The organism is Bradyrhizobium sp. C9 (assembly GCF_002532045.1).
Classification (GTDB): Bacteria; Pseudomonadota; Alphaproteobacteria; order Rhizobiales; family Xanthobacteraceae; genus Bradyrhizobium.
Window position 1 is genome coordinate 41,781 of record NZ_NWTG01000020.1, and the last position, 14,904, is coordinate 56,684.

Consider the following 14,904-nt stretch of genomic DNA (forward strand, 5'->3'; position numbering starts at 1 on the left):
TGGCGGTTCAAGTCAAATGGAACTGTGTGGGCCCTGCCGCTTATCCGCGGCGATCTGTCGCGTGCCGCTCCGCCGAAACCAGGCATCGCGCTGCGAAACCCGATCTGGCCGACAAGACGTACCTGGAAGGCTCTTGAAGTTTTCCGGCTATTTAAGCCAATGCGCGATCCGCGCAACTGCTTCCTGCATCTCCGCCGCCGAACGCGCATAGGAAAATCGGATGAAGGCGCGGCCGTGGATCGGATCGAAATCGACGCCCGGGGTCGCTGCGACATGCGCCTTCTCGAGCATCTCGCTGGCGAAGGCGAAGCTGTCGGAGGTGAAGTCGGAGACGTCGGCGTAGAGATAGAACGCGCCATCGGCCGGCAGGAACTTGGTCAGCCCGGCCTTCGGCAGGCCTTCGATCAGGATGCGGCGGTTCTCCTGATAGCCGCGCTTGATCGCTTCCATCTCCTCGCGGCCCTCGAAGGCCGCTTCGGCGGCGATCTGCGACAAGGTCGGAACCGAGATCGACAGGTTCTGCTGCAGCCGCTCGATCGGCCGCACCAGCACGTCGGGCACTACCATCCAGCCGACGCGCCAGCCGGTCATGCAGAAGTACTTCGAGAACGAGTTGATGACGAGCGTGTTCGGCGACAGCTCGGCCGCCGTCACCGCAGGAAACGCGTAGTCGAGGCCGTGATAGATCTCGTCGGAGATGAAGCGGATGCCGGCACTGTCGGCGGCCGCCATCAAGTTCGACAGCGCCTCGCGCGACATCATCGTTCCGGTCGGGTTCGCAGGGCTGCCGACCAGCACGCCCTTCAGCGGTGCCTTGCGATGGGCGGCCAGCAGCGCCTCGCCTGTCAGCGCATGGCGGGTGTCGCCGGAGGTTTCGATCAGCACAGGCTCGCAGCCGAGCGCGGTCAGGATGTGCCGGTAAGGCGGATAGCCCGGCACGGTGACGGCGACCCGGTCGCCCGGCTCGAACATCGCAAGAAACGCCAGGATGAACCCGCCCGACGAGCCCGTGGTGACGATGATGCGCTCCGCATCGACTGCGCAGCCATACGTGTCGCGGTAATGCCGGGCGATGCGCGCGCGCAGACTGGGAATGCCGAGCGCCGAGGTGTAGTCGATCCGCCCGCCGGCCAGCGCGGCCTGCGCAGCGGCAATCGCCGGCTTCGGCGCGCCTTCGGCAGGCTGCCCCACCTCCATGTGGATGACATGGCCGCCGGCGGCCTCGATTCGCGCCGCGGCGGCCATCACGTCCATCACCATGAACGGCGGAACATCGCTCCGGCCGGACGCTGTCAACAGGCTGTTCAGTCGGTCTCTCGGTATCGATTCACGCATGGATTTCTGCTATTGCACGGCCGCTGCCGAATTCGGGTTCCGATACCGGCTACCGCCCCAGACTGGCCGCATTCGGTGGCTCCTTATAACGCTTTCAGACCAAGTGCATACCCGGTTCGCGTGAAGAAGAACTGCAAAAACAACAGACTGTGCCACGCGTCTGATCCGGTCGGATCGGGAACCGGACGTTGCCGCGGCGCGGCCAGCCATCGCCGATAGATCGCCCATGCTGTTCCGCCTCACGCTTCGCACCCGAACCCCCAAGCTGACCGGGTTCAAGCTGACCGCATTGCTGACCGCGGTTGCGCTCGCCGTTGGTCCCGTGGTCCCGGCGCGTGCCCAGCAGAAAGGCCCGCCGGTGCTGCGCGACACCGAGTCCGAGCAGCTGCTGCGCGAATATACCCGGCCGATCCTGCGCGCCGCGGGTCTCGAGAAGCAGAACATCCAGATCGTGATCATCAACGACGGCTCGTTCAACGCCTTCGTCGCCGACGGCCGCCGCATCTTCGTCAATTACGGCGCGCTTCTGCAATCGGAGACGCCAAACCAGATCATCGGCGTGCTGGCGCATGAGACCGGCCATCTGGCCGGCGGCCATCTCGCCAAGATGCGCGAGCAGCTGGCGCAGGCGCAGACCCAGATGATCATCGCGATGCTGCTCGGCGTCGGTGCGCTGGCCGCTGGCGCTGCCGGTGGCGGCGTTGGCAACGGCCTCTCCAGCGCCGGTGCCGCCGCGATCTCGGCGCCGCAGTCGGTCATTCAGCGCACGCTGCTGTCTTACCAGCGCCAGCAGGAGGAAAACGCCGACCGCGCCGGCGTCAAGTTCCTGAACGCGACCGGCCAGTCCGCCAAGGGCATGTACGAGACGTTCAAGCGCTTCACCGACGAGAGCCTGTTCGCCGCGCGCGGTGCCGACCCCTATCTGCAATCGCACCCGATGCCGGTCGATCGCGTTTCCGCGCTGGAGGAGCTGGCGCGCTCGAGCCCCTATTGGGACAAGAAGGACGATCCGGCGCTGCAGCTGCGTCACGACATGATGCGCGCCAAGATCTCGGGCTTCATGGAGCGGCAGGACACGGTCTACCGCCGCTATCCGCTGTCCAACACCAGCATGCCGGCGCGCTATGCACGTGCGATCACCACCTATCTGCACGGCGACCTGCGTTCGGCGATCGCGCAGATCGACGGCCTGATCCAGGCCCAGCCCAACAATCCCTATTTCTACGAATTGCGCGGCCAGGCGCTGCTCGAAGGCGGCCGGCCGGCGGAGGCCATCGCGCCGCTGCGCCGCGCGGTGCAGCTCTCCGGCAGCTCACCGCTGATCGAGATGCTGCTCGGCCAGGCGCTGGTCGCCTCCGACAACAAGGCCTACACCGACGATGCGATCAACATGCTGCGCGCCGCCGTTGCGCGCGAGCCGGAGGCGCCGCTCGGCTATACCCAGCTCGCGATGGCCTATGGCCGCAAGGGCGACTATGCCCAGGCCGACCTTGCCTCGGCGCAGGCCGCCTATCTGCGGGGCGACAACAAGACCGCCCGCGAACTTGCCTCGCGCGCCAAGACGCGGTTCGCGATCGGCACGCCCGGCTGGGTCAAAGCTGACGACATTGTGAGCGCCAAGCCCATGCCGGGTCAGAAAAACAACTAGAAATAAACCGTAGTTCCATACAACGATCACCGAAACCGGCCCGCGGCCCTGCCGTATTTCGGGCCACCTCGAACAAGGATTTTGCCATGCCAGCGCTTCGTTTTCTCGCCCCTGCCTTGCTCGCGCTCGGCATTTGCGCCGCGCCGCTCACTGCGTCCGCGCAGAGCTTCAACGACACCCAGCGCGGCGACATCGAGACCATCGTGCGCAACTACCTGATCGCGCATCCCGAGGTGCTCGAAGAGGCGATGAACGAGCTCAGCAAGCGGCAGGCTGCCGCCGAAGCCGAGAAGCATGAGCAGAGCGTCGCCAAGAACGCCGACACGATCTTCAACTCGCCGCGCGGCGTCATGCTCGGCAACAAGGATGGCGACGTCACCTTCGTCGAGTTCTTCGATTACAACTGCGGCTACTGCAAGCGCGCGATGTCCGACATGCTCGACCTGATGAAGTCGGATCCGAAGCTGAAGGTCGTGCTGAAGGAATTCCCGGTGCTGAGCCAGGGTTCGGTCGAGGCGGCGCAAGTCGCGGTCGCCGTGCGCATGCAGGATCCGACCGGCAAGAAGTATCTCGAGTTTCACCAGAAGCTGCTGGGCGGCCGCGGCGCCGCCGACAAGGCGCGCGCGCTGGCGGTCGCCAAGGACGTCGGTCTCGACATGACCAAGCTCGAGAAGGACATGGCAAGCCCCGAAGTGAAGGCGACTATCGAGGAGAACTTCCGCCTCGCCGAATCCATGGGCATGAACGGCACGCCGAGCTACGTGATCGGCAAGCAGGTCGTGATCGGCGCCGTCGGCGTCGACGGTCTCAAGGAGAAGATCGGCATTGCCCGCTGCGGCAAGGCGACCTGCTGATCGTCGCTTCGACAGCGCTCATCCATCCAAGCAAGATCCGGCTGCCAGGCAGCCGGATTTTTTGTTTGCGGCACCGAACCGCTTCCGCGCTGGGCGCAACCAAGGGGCATCACCAACAACGGAAGTCGCGCGCCGTGCCCCTGGCCCTGCCAACCCTTGTCCCGCCAACTCTTGGCTACGATCTCACACTCCTGAAGACCGCTCCGCAACGTGGCACCGACCGCGATCATGGCTGGTGCTACGGCCTGCCACCGGGCATTCGCGCCGAGCAATGGCCGCTCAGTCCCCATGACGGCTTTCCGATGCAGCACTGCTTCACGCTGCGCGTCCCGACGCAGTACCGCGCCAAGGGTGACGCCTATGTCGCGCTCGCCATGTTCGCCGATCAGCAATATGACGAACCCGACGAGATCGACGCGGTCGCGCAATATCTCGCGGCAGAGACCATCGCGCGTCCATCCGATCCCAATCTGCTCCCCTACTTCGCCTATCGAAAGAACCGTCATCCGATGGAGTTTCGGATGAAGGACATCATCGACCACAATTTTGCGGCGATCTGGCTCACCGAGATCGAGTTCGCAGGGCCGTTCTGCCGGCCGCCGGAGCTTGTCGGCAATCCGTTGCTGGAAAACAATCCGCCTCCGCGCTGGCTCGTGAAGGGCGCGGCGCGCACCGCGTTCGACGTCAATGTCGGCCGCTCCCGGCGCATCGACGAGCTGGAGAAGACATACTGGTACCGCCTGTTCGGCGGCATCCCTGAGACCGGGCACCACGCCTACGGCATCGCCCTTGCGCCGCGCGACGACGATCCCAATGTCGGCAAGCCGCCGCGCGATCATCTGCTGCACAAGGGCGAGCTCGGCGACTACATCGCGCCTTACGACGAGCAAGGCAGAGCACGCGGTCTCGAGCGGTTGCACGGCCGCAACCATCTCGGCGGCACGATGTTTCCGAACCAGTGGACGCCGAAATACAGCGCGACCTATCTCGAGATCGAGGAACATTTCGGTGGTTTCAATTTCGGCGGCGGCAACGGCCAGCTCGATCTTGCGAGTATGGAGTTCGACTGGGCCTGCGGTTGAAGCGCGAATTGTTCATCGCGCATTCACACAGGAAACAAACCGCGGGGAACCGCAAATCAACAGGAACATCGCACATCCTCTCCCGTTGTCGGCGCGGGCAATGCTGAAGAACGAGGAGGAATATGATGTCTAAACGCTTTCTTATTTCGGTCGCTGCGGCGGCGCTGATCGCCGGTACCGGTTTCGCGAATGCACAGAGCGCCGGCGGCGCCAACAAGGAGACCGGGGCCGGTGGTGGCGCGACCGTGCAGCACAGTGCGCCATCCGGTGGCGCATCGTCGGGCACCATGCAGCGCGATACGGGCGGCATGAAGGGTTCGGAGCACTCCACGACCGGCGAGTCGTCTTCAGGGATGAAGAGTGACCCGTCGGGCATGAAGGGGGCCGAGTCCGAAAAGTCCGGCGCCGCCACCAAGGGCGCGCAGGAGAACACGCAGAAGTCGAAGGGCATGAGCTCGGAGAACGATGCGACCAAGGGCTCCAAGGACAGCTCGAAGGACATGAAGGCCGAAGGCCGCGACAAGAGCGGCAACATGAAGGCCGAGGAGCACGACAAGAGCGGCAAGATGAACAACGCCGCCGAGAGCCGTGACAAGAGCGGCGCCACCACCAACCAGAACGCTCAGACCAAGAGCCCGACCGACACCAACCGCGCCCAGAGCAACGACACCAGCCGCAGCCAGACGACCACCGGCAACGCGGCGACGTCGGCCACCGCGGCGCCGCCGGCCGAGAAGCGCACCCAGATCTCGACCGCGATCAAGTCGGAGCACGTCACTGAAGTCACCAACGTTAACTTCAACGTGTCGGTCGGCACCCGCGTCCCGGCAGACGTGCATTTCTACCCGGTGCCGGAACGCGTCGTGACGATCTATCCGCAGTGGCGCGGCTACGAGTTCATCCTGGTCCACGGCCGCTACATCATCGTGCAGCCGGAGACCCACGAGATCGTCTACATCATCGAGGGCTGACCTCGGCCTCGGCGCGAGCGGTGCCATGACGGGCCCTCGCCTCGATCTCAACCCCGCCCCCTCAGGGGCGGGGTTTTTGCATGCGGCCGCAGAGCGCAGGCGCCGGTGGATGGCTGGCGGGAGCGCAGCCGACAGGCTGCCCACCTCCGGGTTTGGTTAATCAGCGATTTCCGCAGGTTATGGCAGCTATCTAACAGGGTGGAGGAAGCTGTTGAAGACGTTCCGATTTCACCTAAAGACTTCCCCTGCGGCCGGTTGTTACCTATAACCCGGCCCACTTTCCCCTCCGCCGGAACCTTTGGCAGGAATCTCTGGAATGGCTGCTGCCGCAACGATCTATGTGCTGAACGGCCCGAACCTCAACTTGTTGGGGACGCGCGAGCCGGAGACCTACGGCCATGCCACCCTCGCCGACGTCGAGAAGCTGTGCGCGGACACCGCGCGCCAGTTCGGCTTGACCGCCGACTGTCGGCAGTCCAACCGCGAGGGCGAACTGATCGACTTCATCCATGAGGCCCACGGCAAGAAGGCGGTCGGCATCATCATCAACGCCGGCGGCTACTCTCATACCTCGATCGCGCTGCATGACGCGCTGGTTGCGGTCAAGATCCCGGCTGTCGAGGTCCATGTCAGCAACATCCACGCCCGCGAGAGCTTCCGGGACCATTCGTTCACTGCTAAAGCCGCCTTCGCGTCACTCTGCGGCTTCGGCATCGACGGCTACCGGCTTGCGATCATCGGCCTCGCCACCAGGATCGGTGCGAAGACCGATGCCAAGCCAAAGACTTAATCGTCAATCCTGACGTTCCCCGTCACCAGACAGAGATTTCGGATCAAACAACATGGCGCGCCAGCCAGACGACAAATCAGCCGCAAAGTCCAAGAACGACTCCAAGAACGACGCCCGGAGCGACGACAGCGTCCTCATCCGCGAGCTCGCGCTGCTGCTTGCTGAGACCAACCTCACCGAGATCGAGATCGAACGCGCCGGCCTGCGCGTCCGGGTCGCACGCAACATCAGCATCGCCGCATCCGTTCCGTCAGCCGCGCATGCGGTTGCCGCGCCGGTGGCAGTGCCGGCTGTCGCGGTTGCGGCCGCCACCGATATGGCAAAGCACCCGGGTGTCGTGCCCTCGCCGATGGTCGGCACCGCCTATTGGGCTCCGGAACCCGGCGCCAAGCCGTTCATTGAAGTCGGCACCAAGGTCACGGCAGGCCAGACGCTTCTGATCATCGAGGCGATGAAGACGATGAACCAGATCCCGTCGCCGCGCGCGGGCACCGTGACGCAGATCCTCGTCGAAGACGGCCAGCCGGTCGAATTCGGCGAGCCGCTCGTCATCATTGAATAGCTTCCGTCAACGTCAGGCGCTGCGATGTTCGACAAGATCCTCATAGCCAATCGCGGCGAGATCGCGCTTCGCGTGCTCCGGGCCTGCAAGGAGCTCGGCATCTCAACCGTCGCGGTGCATTCCACCGCCGACGCTGACGCCATGCATGTACGGCTCGCCGACGAGAGCGTCTGCATCGGCCCGCCGCCGTCGAAGGATTCCTACCTCAACATCCCGGCCCTGCTGGCCGCCTGCGAGATCACCGGCGCCGACGCCGTGCATCCCGGCTACGGCTTCCTGTCCGAGAATGCGCGCTTCGCCGAGATCCTCGCCGATCACAATCTGGGCTTCATCGGACCGAAGGCCGAGCACATCCGCCTGATGGGCGACAAGATCGAGGCCAAGAAGACTGCCAAGCGCCTCGGCATTCCCGTGGTGCCCGGCTCGGACGGCGCAGTGACGGCGGACGACGACGCCATGGCGATCGCCAAGGAGATCGGCTTCCCGGTGCTGGTGAAGGCGGCGGCCGGTGGCGGCGGCCGCGGCATGAAGGTCGCCCACACCGAGGCGGACCTTGCGCTGGCGCTCACGACCGCGGCCAACGAGGCCAAGTCGGCATTCGGCGACGCCTCGGTCTATCTGGAGAAATACCTGCAGAAGCCGCGCCACATCGAGATCCAGATTCTCGGAGACGGCCGCGGCGGCGCCATCCATCTCGGCGAGCGCGACTGCTCGCTACAGCGCCGTCACCAGAAGGTCTGGGAGGAAGGCCCCTCGCCCGTGCTTGCGGCAGCGGCACGCGCCAGGATCGGCGAGACCTGCGCCAAGGCGATGCGGGACATGAAGTATCTCGGCGTCGGCACCATCGAATTCCTCTACGAGGACGGCGAGTTCTATTTCATCGAAATGAACACGCGCATCCAGGTCGAGCATCCCGTCACCGAAAGCATCACCGACATCGATCTGGTGCTGGAGCAGATCCGGATCGCCGCCGGCGGCGAGCTTCCGGCCAAGCAGAGCGACATCGCGATCATCGGCCACGCCATCGAGTGCCGCATCAATGCGGAGAACCCGCAGACCTTCCGCCCCTCGCCCGGACGGATCACGCAATTCCATGCGCCGGGCGGCCTGGGCGTGCGGATCGATTCCGCCGTCTATCAGGGCTACGTGATTCCGCCCTATTACGACTCGCTGGTCGGCAAGTTGATCGTACACGGCAAGACCCGCAGCGAATGCCTGATGCGGCTGCGCCGGGCGCTGGACGAGATGGTGGTCGACGGCATCGAGACGACGCTGCCGCTGTTCCGCGCGCTGGTGCGCGAGCCCGACATCATCGAGGGCGACTATCACATCCACTGGCTGGAGCAGTATCTTGCCGGCCAGCCATCCGACGCCCCGAAATAGTTTGGAACTTTGTGGAACCCAGCGCCCTGCTCAAACGTACTAACGTATTGAAGGGTTATTGGCTTTCCACGGGGACGCATTGAATCCCACTCCCGCGAAGAGATCGTCGTGACACAAGTTTCACGACGCCGGTCCACGTTGCAGACCCTGCTGCTTTCGGCGGGATTTTTCGTGCTGGTCGCGGTCAGCGTGGCGTCTGTCCTGCTGGTCAACAAGGCGCGTGAAGACAACGCCCTGGTGGTCCATACGGTCGAGGTCGAGAGCCAGGTTGCCAGCCTGCTGGTCGACATCAGGCGCGCCGAAAGCGCGACCAGGGCCTATCTGCTGACGTCAGCACCACAATACCTGTCCGAGTACCGATCGGCCGCGGCAGCGCTCCCAGCCGCGCTCGGCCATCTCCAGATGATGACCGTCGACAATCCGGCGCAGGTCGCCAACGCCGCGAAGCTGAGAGCCGCCGTCGAGCAGCGGCTGGCCGAGTTCGCCCTCAGCATCGAACGCGTCAACAACAACGACACCGCGACCAGCGTCGACGTCCTGCGCAAGAGCACATCGACCGACGCGCTGGAAGCGATCGCCCGGATCGGCCGCGACATGCGCACCGAGGAGGACCGCCTGCTGGCGGCGCGCACCGCAACCGCGGACAGGACCCAGGTGCTCGCCTCCTCCGTCACCATCGCCGGCTCCTGCATGGTCCTGGCGCTCGCCGCCATCTCGCTCGTGCTGCTGCGGCAATCGTCGCGGGCGCGCGACGACGCCGAGGCCAAGCTGCGCGACAGCAACGTCAATCTCGAGACCATCGTCGACGAACGAACCGCCGACCTGCGCGAGGCCAACGAGGAAATCCAGCGCTTCGCCTACATTGTCAGCCACGACCTGCGCTCGCCGCTGGTCAACATCATGGGCTTCACCAGCGAGCTGGAGGAGTTGCGTGGCGACATCTTCAGACGCATCGCCACGCTCAATCGCACCGCATCGCTGGCCCCGGCGATGGAAGACGCGACCGATGCGGCCGAGCCCGAGCTCGAAGGCTCCGACAAGCAGCTATCCGACGAATTCAACGAATCGCTCGGCTTCATCAAATCGTCGATCGCCAAGATGGACCGCCTGATCAGCGCCATCCTCAATCTCACCCGTGAGGGCCGCCGCGAGTTCAAGCCGGAGCGGATCGATCTGCGCGAGCTGATCGACGGCATCGTCAAGACGGTCGCGCATCAGGCGGCCGAGGCCAATGCGACCGTCGAGATCGGCGCTTTGCCTGATATCGTCAGCGACCGCCTCGCGCTGGAGCAGATCTTCTCCAACCTGATCGACAATGCGCTCAAATACCTCAAGAGCGGCGTCCCCGGCGCGATCGCGATCGAGGGCCGCACCAAGCTGGGCTTTGCGATCTTCGAGGTCACGGACAATGGCCGCGGCATCGATCCGAAGGACCACCAGCGCATCTTCGATCTGTTCCGCCGTGCCGGAACCCAGGACAAGCCCGGTCAGGGCATCGGGCTTGCCCATGTCCGCGCACTTGTGCGCAGACTAGGCGGCACCATGTCGGTAGCATCGGAACTTCACAACGGCAGCACATTCACGATCACGCTGCCCATCAAATGGTCAGGCAAGAACGCAGGCAGGAACCGGGATAAGGAATCATGAGCGATCCAGTCACCATCATCATGATCGAGGACGACGAGGGCCATGCCCGCCTGATTGAGCGGAATATCCGGCGCTCAGGTGTCAACAATGAGATCATCCCGTTCACCAACGGTACAGAGGCCGTGACCTACCTGTTCGGCAAGGATGGCAGCGCGGTCGAGCGCAAGGGCCAGGCCCTGCTCATCCTGCTTGATCTCAATCTGCCTGACATGACCGGCATCGATATTCTGAAGCGGGTCAAGGAGAACAAGCATCTCAAGGCGACGCCGGTGGTCGTGCTGACCACGACCGACGACTCCCAGGAGATCAAGCGTTGCTACGAACTCGGCTGCAACGTCTACATCACCAAGCCGGTGAACTACGAAAGCTTTGCCAACGCCATTCGCCAGCTTGGCCTGTTCTTTTCCGTGATCCAGGTGCCGCCAGCTTCCCTATGACCAGCGCAACACCGACACTGCTCTATATCGACGACGACCCGGCGCTGGCGCGCCTGGTCGAACGCGGGCTGACGCGCGCGGGCTACAAGGTCGTGCACGCCGCAAGCGGCCAGGACGGCCTCGACCGGCTCGCCCAGGGCGGCATCGACGTCGTCGCGCTCGACCAGTACATGCCCGGCCTCGACGGGCTGGAGACCCTGGAGCAGATCCTCAAGATTGCGGACGCACCGCCGGTGGTGTTCGTGACCGCCTCGCAGGATTCGGCGATCGCGGTCACCGCGCTGAAGGCCGGCGCGGCGGACTATCTGGTCAAGGACGTCAGGGGCGAATTCATCCCCCTGCTCCAGGTCGCGGTGAACGGCGCGATCCGGCGCGCCGCGATCCAGAAGGCGCGCGACGAGGCCGAGGCCGAGGTGCACGCCTCGCGCGACCGCTACGCCGCGCTCGCCGCCGAGCGCGAGGTTCTGCTGCGCGAGGTCAACCATCGCGTCGGCAATTCGTTGCAGATCATTGCCTCGCTGCTGCATCTGCAAGCCAATTCCGCCAGCGAGCAGGACGTCAAGGCGGCGCTCACCAATGCGATGGGCCGTGTCGCCGCCGTCGCGCAGGTGCATCGCCGCCTCTACACCTCGCACGACTTCAAGACCGTGATGCTCAACCAGTATCTCGAGGCGCTGCTCGAAGATCTCAGGCGATCGGCCGAAGGCAACAAGATGTCGCGGCTGACGCTGAAGGCCGACCCGGTCGAGATCGATCCGGACCGTGCGGTCGCGATCGGGATCATCGTCAACGAACTGGTGATGAACGCCGTGAAATACGCCTATCCCGACGGCGCCGGCCCGATCCATGTCGAGCTGAAGCCGAACGCGGACGAATTGCAGCTTGCGATCAGCGATGAAGGCGTCGGCTTCGCCGACAAGGCCGATCCACGCGGCACCGGCATGGGCCAGCGCATCGTCGCGGCGATGGCCGTCAAGCTCGACGCCAGCGTCGAGCGCGACCCCAGCCAGAAGGGCACCCGCTTCGTGGTGCGGTTCGCCCGCGTCACCCCCGCGCCGGCGAAATCGACAAGCATCGCCGCCAGTTAGGCCGCTGATGGTGGCGGATTGATCGAATTTTCGTGTCGGCGTTAACGGTCGCGTCACCGCGTTGTTCGATCGCAGCCGCCTGCCCTGACCGGGTTAAGACAAATCTGGGCATTGCTTGCCATGCTTTTCCCCCAGCTTGGCAGGAACGGCACGATGTTCGAGCGCAGGGTGGTTTTTGGAAAGAAGCAGGCGACCGCGGGCGACCCTGGGGAGCCCTTGCGTCCGGCACCGGGTGCCGACAGCGCGGCACCCGCCTTTCACAAGAGGCAGTGGGAAGATCCGCGGATCGGGCCGATGCTGCGCGATGCGGGGTTCGTGCCCGACGACGCAGCCAGCGTCGTGCCTGCGGCGGACAATCGCCTCGCCGTGTTCGCTGCGGCCAACCAACGTCTGCAGGAGCGCACCGAGAGTTTCAACCGTGACATGACGGCGCGCCACGGCTACTGCCGTGCGTTGCCGTTCCTGGTCATCGACCACAAGATCTGGGACGGGCCGCACGGCGCGTTTCTCTACGCGCAGCTGGATCTGATCGGCTACGACGAGTGGAACGTGATCATGCTGGCGGAGGATCCGCAGACCACGGAGACATGCGGCCTGGCTGGCCATCCCGGCTTCCTTCCGGCGGTGACGCAGCTCATGACCGAGCATGTGATCGCGTGGGAGGCGCGGCACAACGCCCTGCTCCAGGAATTCGGAATGACCGCGAGCGGCGGCCACCGCGTCCCGCACGAGCAATATGAAATGGAAAAGGACGCGCTGCGCCGGGAGATCATCGACAAGGCCGGCCGGATGAAGCTGCGCATCATCGACGACCTTCTGAGCAAGGGCTAGAGCGTTTTCGAGCGAAGTGGACACCGGTTCGCGTGAAGAAAACGCATCAAAGCAGAATCTAGAGCTTCGGTTCTGATTCAATCAGAACAGAAGCTCTAGAAGCGCCTTCTGCTCCCGAGCACCTCAATCGTGCGCGTCGCGGTGCCGCCGCGTGCGATGCGGACGGCAATCCTGGCATGGCGCGCCGAAGATCACCTGCGACGGATAGGGCCGCGCGGAGTGATACGGCGTCGAGCCGAACAGGCCCGCCGCGCCGAAGCCCGCGCTGAAGGGATCGGCGGCGAAGCTGCCCGGAAACGAGCCGTTGCTGCGGAAGTCGCGATCGTCGTTCCTGCCGTCGAAATACGCACCGCCGGTGCTGCCGTAACGCAGCGGCCGTTGCGGTGCCAAGTCATGAGACAGGTTCTGGGCCGAGGCAGCGGCCGTGCCGAGCGCGATGGCAGCGCAGGCGATCAGTGCTCTGATGGCGGTCATGGCCAGGGCCCTCATTGCGGAATGGTGCCCCAATCGCCCTTCCAGGCGATCAGGCGTCCCTTGCCGAACTGCAGATAGAGCCCGTCGCTGCGCCGCGACAGCACACTGCCCCTGATGTTCGGTAGCGCGACGAACAATTCATTGCCCGGCGTGCCGCGAACGTAGTTCAGGGGGACGCCGAGCGACTGGCTGGCCTGGTCGGCGCTCATGCCGAAGGCGAGCGGAACGCTGCTCGGTGGCCGTTGCTGCGCGCGGGCCGCGCCGGCCGGCGCGCCGAGCGCGATGACGAGAGTAACGACGAAGAGTGCGGAAAACCGCTGCATGACCGACCTCATGGCACTGCCGCCGCGAGCGTACCGGCCGGCGTCCAGCCGCCGCCGAGCGCCTGGAACAGGCTGCTCGCCGCCAGCAGCTTGTTGAGCCGCACCGACACCAGATTGAGTTCGGCCGTGAACAGCGTCTGCTGGGTCTGCAGCACCGTGATGAGATTGACGGTGCCGCCGCGCAGCTGCGTCTCGGAGACCTCGAACGCCTTGCGCGAGCTCGCCACCACGTCGGACTGCAAGCGCTCCTGCAGCGTATACTTCTGCAACGCGATCAGCGCCTTCTCGACATCGGCAAAGGCCGACAGCACCGCCTTGCGATAGGCCTGCAGGTTTTGCAATTGCTGGCCCTTGGCGAGCTTGAACTGGCTCTCCAGCAGGAAGCCGTCGAACAGCGGCTGGGTCAGCCCTGCGGCGAGCGTGTAGTACCAGGCGCCCGGCGCGAACAGCGAGGCGAGCGCCGCGCTCTGGAAGCCTGTGGTGCCGGTCAGCTGGATTTGCGGGAAGAACGCCGCGCGCGCCGCATCGACGCTGAAATTGGAGGCCGCGAGCTGCGCCTCGGCCTGCCGCACGTCAGGCCGCTGGTAGAGCAATTCCGACGGCATCCCCGGCGTGATGCGCGGCACCGAGATCTGCGTGGTGCTGCCGCCGCGCACCGAAAAATCGGCCGGCGCGCGCGCCACCAGCAGCGCGAGCGCCGCAGTGTTCTGTCCCAGCGTCACCTCGAGCGGCGGGATCGCCGCGCGCTGCGTGGCGACCAGCGCCTCCTGCTGCGACAGATCAAGCTGCGAGGCGGTGCCGCCGGCAAATTGCGACTTGATCAAGGCCAGGATGCGCTCGGCCGCGGCCAGATTGCGCCGGGTGGCCTTGATCTGGTCCTGCGCCGCCAGCACCTGGAAATAGGTGTTGGCCACCGTCGCCATCGTGGTCAGTGCGACCACCTCGCGATTGTAGCGGGCGACCGTCGCGCTCTCTTCCGACGCCGACAGCGTCGCGCGATTCTTGCCCCAGAAGTCGACGATATAGCTCGCGCTCAGCCCCAGACTGTACTGCGAGAACGTCCCGCTGCTCCCGCCGAGCAATGAACTCGATCCCGTCGCGACCTTCTGACGCTCGGCATTCGCCGATCCCGAGATCGACGGCAGCAGCGCCGCGCCGGACACCCCGGCCTGCGCGTCGGCCTGCACGATCTGGGCGATCGCCACCGCGATATCGAGATTGTATTGCTGCGCGGATTCCATCAGCCCGGTCAGCTCGGGCGAGCGGAAGCCGCGCCACCAGGCGAGCGCCGGGACGGCGGCGTCGGCATCGCCCTTGGCGGCGGCGCGATAGCTCGCCGGCACTTCGAGGCTCAGCTCGGGCTTCTCCACCCCGGGAATGCAGCCCGTCAGGCCAAGGCTCAGACCAAGGCCAAGGCCGCCGAACGCGGCCATGCGCCGAAACCGGACCGGTTTCCGCAAGATTCGAAAACTATGCAAC

15 protein-coding genes are annotated in these 14,904 nt (G+C 65.0%); 11 read left to right on the forward strand and 4 right to left on the reverse strand.

Annotation, left to right across the window (positions count from 1 at the left end):
* Nucleotides 1-147: 147 nt before the first annotated feature.
* Nucleotides 148-1,335: a pyridoxal phosphate-dependent aminotransferase gene (locus CO675_RS29700; protein WP_097675335.1), complete on the reverse strand. Its 1,188-nt coding sequence runs from the start codon at nucleotides 1,333-1,335 to the stop codon at nucleotides 148-150.
* 226 nt (nucleotides 1,336-1,561) lie between these two features.
* Between CO675_RS29700 and CO675_RS29705 the strand changes: the two genes are divergently transcribed.
* From CO675_RS29705 to CO675_RS29755, 11 genes are all read left to right on the forward strand, one after another.
* Nucleotides 1,562-2,983: a M48 family metalloprotease gene (locus CO675_RS29705; RefSeq protein ID WP_097675336.1), complete on the forward strand. Its 1,422-nt coding sequence runs from the start codon at nucleotides 1,562-1,564 to the stop codon at nucleotides 2,981-2,983.
* A gap of 86 nt (nucleotides 2,984-3,069) precedes the next feature.
* On the forward strand, nucleotides 3,070-3,837 hold the full coding sequence (locus CO675_RS29710; protein ID WP_097675337.1) for a DsbA family protein: 768 nt from the start codon (nucleotides 3,070-3,072) through the stop codon (nucleotides 3,835-3,837).
* 134 nt (nucleotides 3,838-3,971) lie between these two features.
* Nucleotides 3,972-4,919 (forward strand): hypothetical protein, encoded by a 948-nt coding sequence (locus CO675_RS29715; protein ID WP_143279168.1) that lies wholly within the window; start codon nucleotides 3,972-3,974, stop codon nucleotides 4,917-4,919.
* A 125-nt stretch (nucleotides 4,920-5,044) separates the two neighbouring features.
* Nucleotides 5,045-5,890: a DUF1236 domain-containing protein gene (locus CO675_RS29720; protein ID WP_097675424.1), complete on the forward strand. Its 846-nt coding sequence runs from the start codon at nucleotides 5,045-5,047 to the stop codon at nucleotides 5,888-5,890.
* Nucleotides 5,891-6,206: 316 nt separating this feature from the next.
* Nucleotides 6,207-6,680 carry a type II 3-dehydroquinate dehydratase gene (aroQ, locus tag CO675_RS29725; protein ID WP_097675339.1) on the forward strand — a complete coding sequence of 158 codons (474 nt, stop codon included), beginning with the start codon at nucleotides 6,207-6,209 and terminating at the stop codon, nucleotides 6,678-6,680.
* 52 nt (nucleotides 6,681-6,732) lie between these two features.
* Nucleotides 6,733-7,242: an acetyl-CoA carboxylase biotin carboxyl carrier protein gene (accB, locus tag CO675_RS29730; RefSeq protein ID WP_097675340.1), complete on the forward strand. Its 510-nt coding sequence runs from the start codon at nucleotides 6,733-6,735 to the stop codon at nucleotides 7,240-7,242.
* A 24-nt stretch (nucleotides 7,243-7,266) separates the two neighbouring features.
* Nucleotides 7,267-8,625: an acetyl-CoA carboxylase biotin carboxylase subunit gene (accC, locus tag CO675_RS29735; protein ID WP_097675341.1), complete on the forward strand. Its 1,359-nt coding sequence runs from the start codon at nucleotides 7,267-7,269 to the stop codon at nucleotides 8,623-8,625.
* Between the two features lie 108 nt (nucleotides 8,626-8,733).
* Nucleotides 8,734-10,272, forward strand: a complete 1,539-nt coding sequence (locus CO675_RS29740; RefSeq protein WP_245452978.1) for a sensor histidine kinase — start codon at nucleotides 8,734-8,736, stop codon at nucleotides 10,270-10,272.
* On the forward strand, nucleotides 10,269-10,709 hold the full coding sequence (locus CO675_RS29745; protein WP_097675343.1) for a response regulator: 441 nt from the start codon (nucleotides 10,269-10,271) through the stop codon (nucleotides 10,707-10,709). Before CO675_RS29740 ends, CO675_RS29745 begins: the two co-directional genes overlap by 4 nt.
* Nucleotides 10,706-11,797, forward strand: coding sequence for a sensor histidine kinase (locus tag CO675_RS29750; protein WP_097675344.1), 1,092 nt, complete (start codon nucleotides 10,706-10,708; stop codon nucleotides 11,795-11,797). The genes CO675_RS29745 and CO675_RS29750 overlap by 4 nt, the downstream gene beginning before the upstream one ends.
* 153 nt (nucleotides 11,798-11,950) lie before the next feature.
* Nucleotides 11,951-12,628, forward strand: a complete 678-nt coding sequence (locus tag CO675_RS29755; protein WP_143279169.1) for a hypothetical protein — start codon at nucleotides 11,951-11,953, stop codon at nucleotides 12,626-12,628.
* Nucleotides 12,629-12,751: 123 nt separating this feature from the next.
* Here CO675_RS29755 and CO675_RS29760 read toward each other — a convergent pair whose 3' ends face one another.
* Genes CO675_RS29760 through CO675_RS29770 form a run of 3 tightly spaced genes read right to left on the reverse strand, consistent with a single transcriptional unit; the run spans nucleotide 12,752 to nucleotide 14,858 of the window.
* A complete protein-coding gene (locus CO675_RS29760; protein ID WP_245452979.1) occupies nucleotides 12,752-13,102 on the reverse strand; it encodes a BA14K family protein in 351 nt (116 codons plus the stop codon).
* Nucleotides 13,103-13,113: 11 nt separating this feature from the next.
* Complete coding sequence (locus CO675_RS29765; RefSeq protein ID WP_097675425.1) at nucleotides 13,114-13,425, reverse strand: hypothetical protein; 312 nt, start codon at nucleotides 13,423-13,425, stop codon at nucleotides 13,114-13,116.
* Between the two features lie 8 nt (nucleotides 13,426-13,433).
* On the reverse strand, nucleotides 13,434-14,858 hold the full coding sequence (locus CO675_RS29770; protein WP_245452980.1) for an efflux transporter outer membrane subunit: 1,425 nt from the start codon (nucleotides 14,856-14,858) through the stop codon (nucleotides 13,434-13,436).
* Between the last annotated feature and the right edge of the window lie 46 nt (nucleotides 14,859-14,904).

Bases quoted from the DNA above. Each gene is read 5' to 3' on its own strand.
- CO675_RS29700 (WP_097675335.1), bottom strand. From the start codon at position 1,335: ATGCGTGAATCGATACCGAGAGACCGACTGAACAGCCTGTTGACAGCG.
- CO675_RS29705 (WP_097675336.1), top strand. From the start codon at position 1,562: ATGCTGTTCCGCCTCACGCTTCGCACCCGAACCCCCAAGCTGACCGGG.
- CO675_RS29710 (WP_097675337.1), top strand. From the start codon at position 3,070: ATGCCAGCGCTTCGTTTTCTCGCCCCTGCCTTGCTCGCGCTCGGCATT.
- CO675_RS29720 (WP_097675424.1), top strand. From the start codon at position 5,045: ATGTCTAAACGCTTTCTTATTTCGGTCGCTGCGGCGGCGCTGATCGCC.
- aroQ (WP_097675339.1), top strand. From the start codon at position 6,207: ATGGCTGCTGCCGCAACGATCTATGTGCTGAACGGCCCGAACCTCAAC.
- accB (WP_097675340.1), top strand. From the start codon at position 6,733: ATGGCGCGCCAGCCAGACGACAAATCAGCCGCAAAGTCCAAGAACGAC.
- accC (WP_097675341.1), top strand. From the start codon at position 7,267: ATGTTCGACAAGATCCTCATAGCCAATCGCGGCGAGATCGCGCTTCGC.
- CO675_RS29745 (WP_097675343.1), top strand. From the start codon at position 10,269: ATGAGCGATCCAGTCACCATCATCATGATCGAGGACGACGAGGGCCAT.
- CO675_RS29750 (WP_097675344.1), top strand. From the start codon at position 10,706: ATGACCAGCGCAACACCGACACTGCTCTATATCGACGACGACCCGGCG.
- CO675_RS29755 (WP_143279169.1), top strand. From the start codon at position 11,951: ATGTTCGAGCGCAGGGTGGTTTTTGGAAAGAAGCAGGCGACCGCGGGC.
- CO675_RS29760 (WP_245452979.1), bottom strand. From the start codon at position 13,102: ATGACCGCCATCAGAGCACTGATCGCCTGCGCTGCCATCGCGCTCGGC.
- CO675_RS29765 (WP_097675425.1), bottom strand. From the start codon at position 13,425: ATGCAGCGGTTTTCCGCACTCTTCGTCGTTACTCTCGTCATCGCGCTC.
- CO675_RS29770 (WP_245452980.1), bottom strand. From the start codon at position 14,858: ATGGCCGCGTTCGGCGGCCTTGGCCTTGGTCTGAGCCTTGGCCTGACG.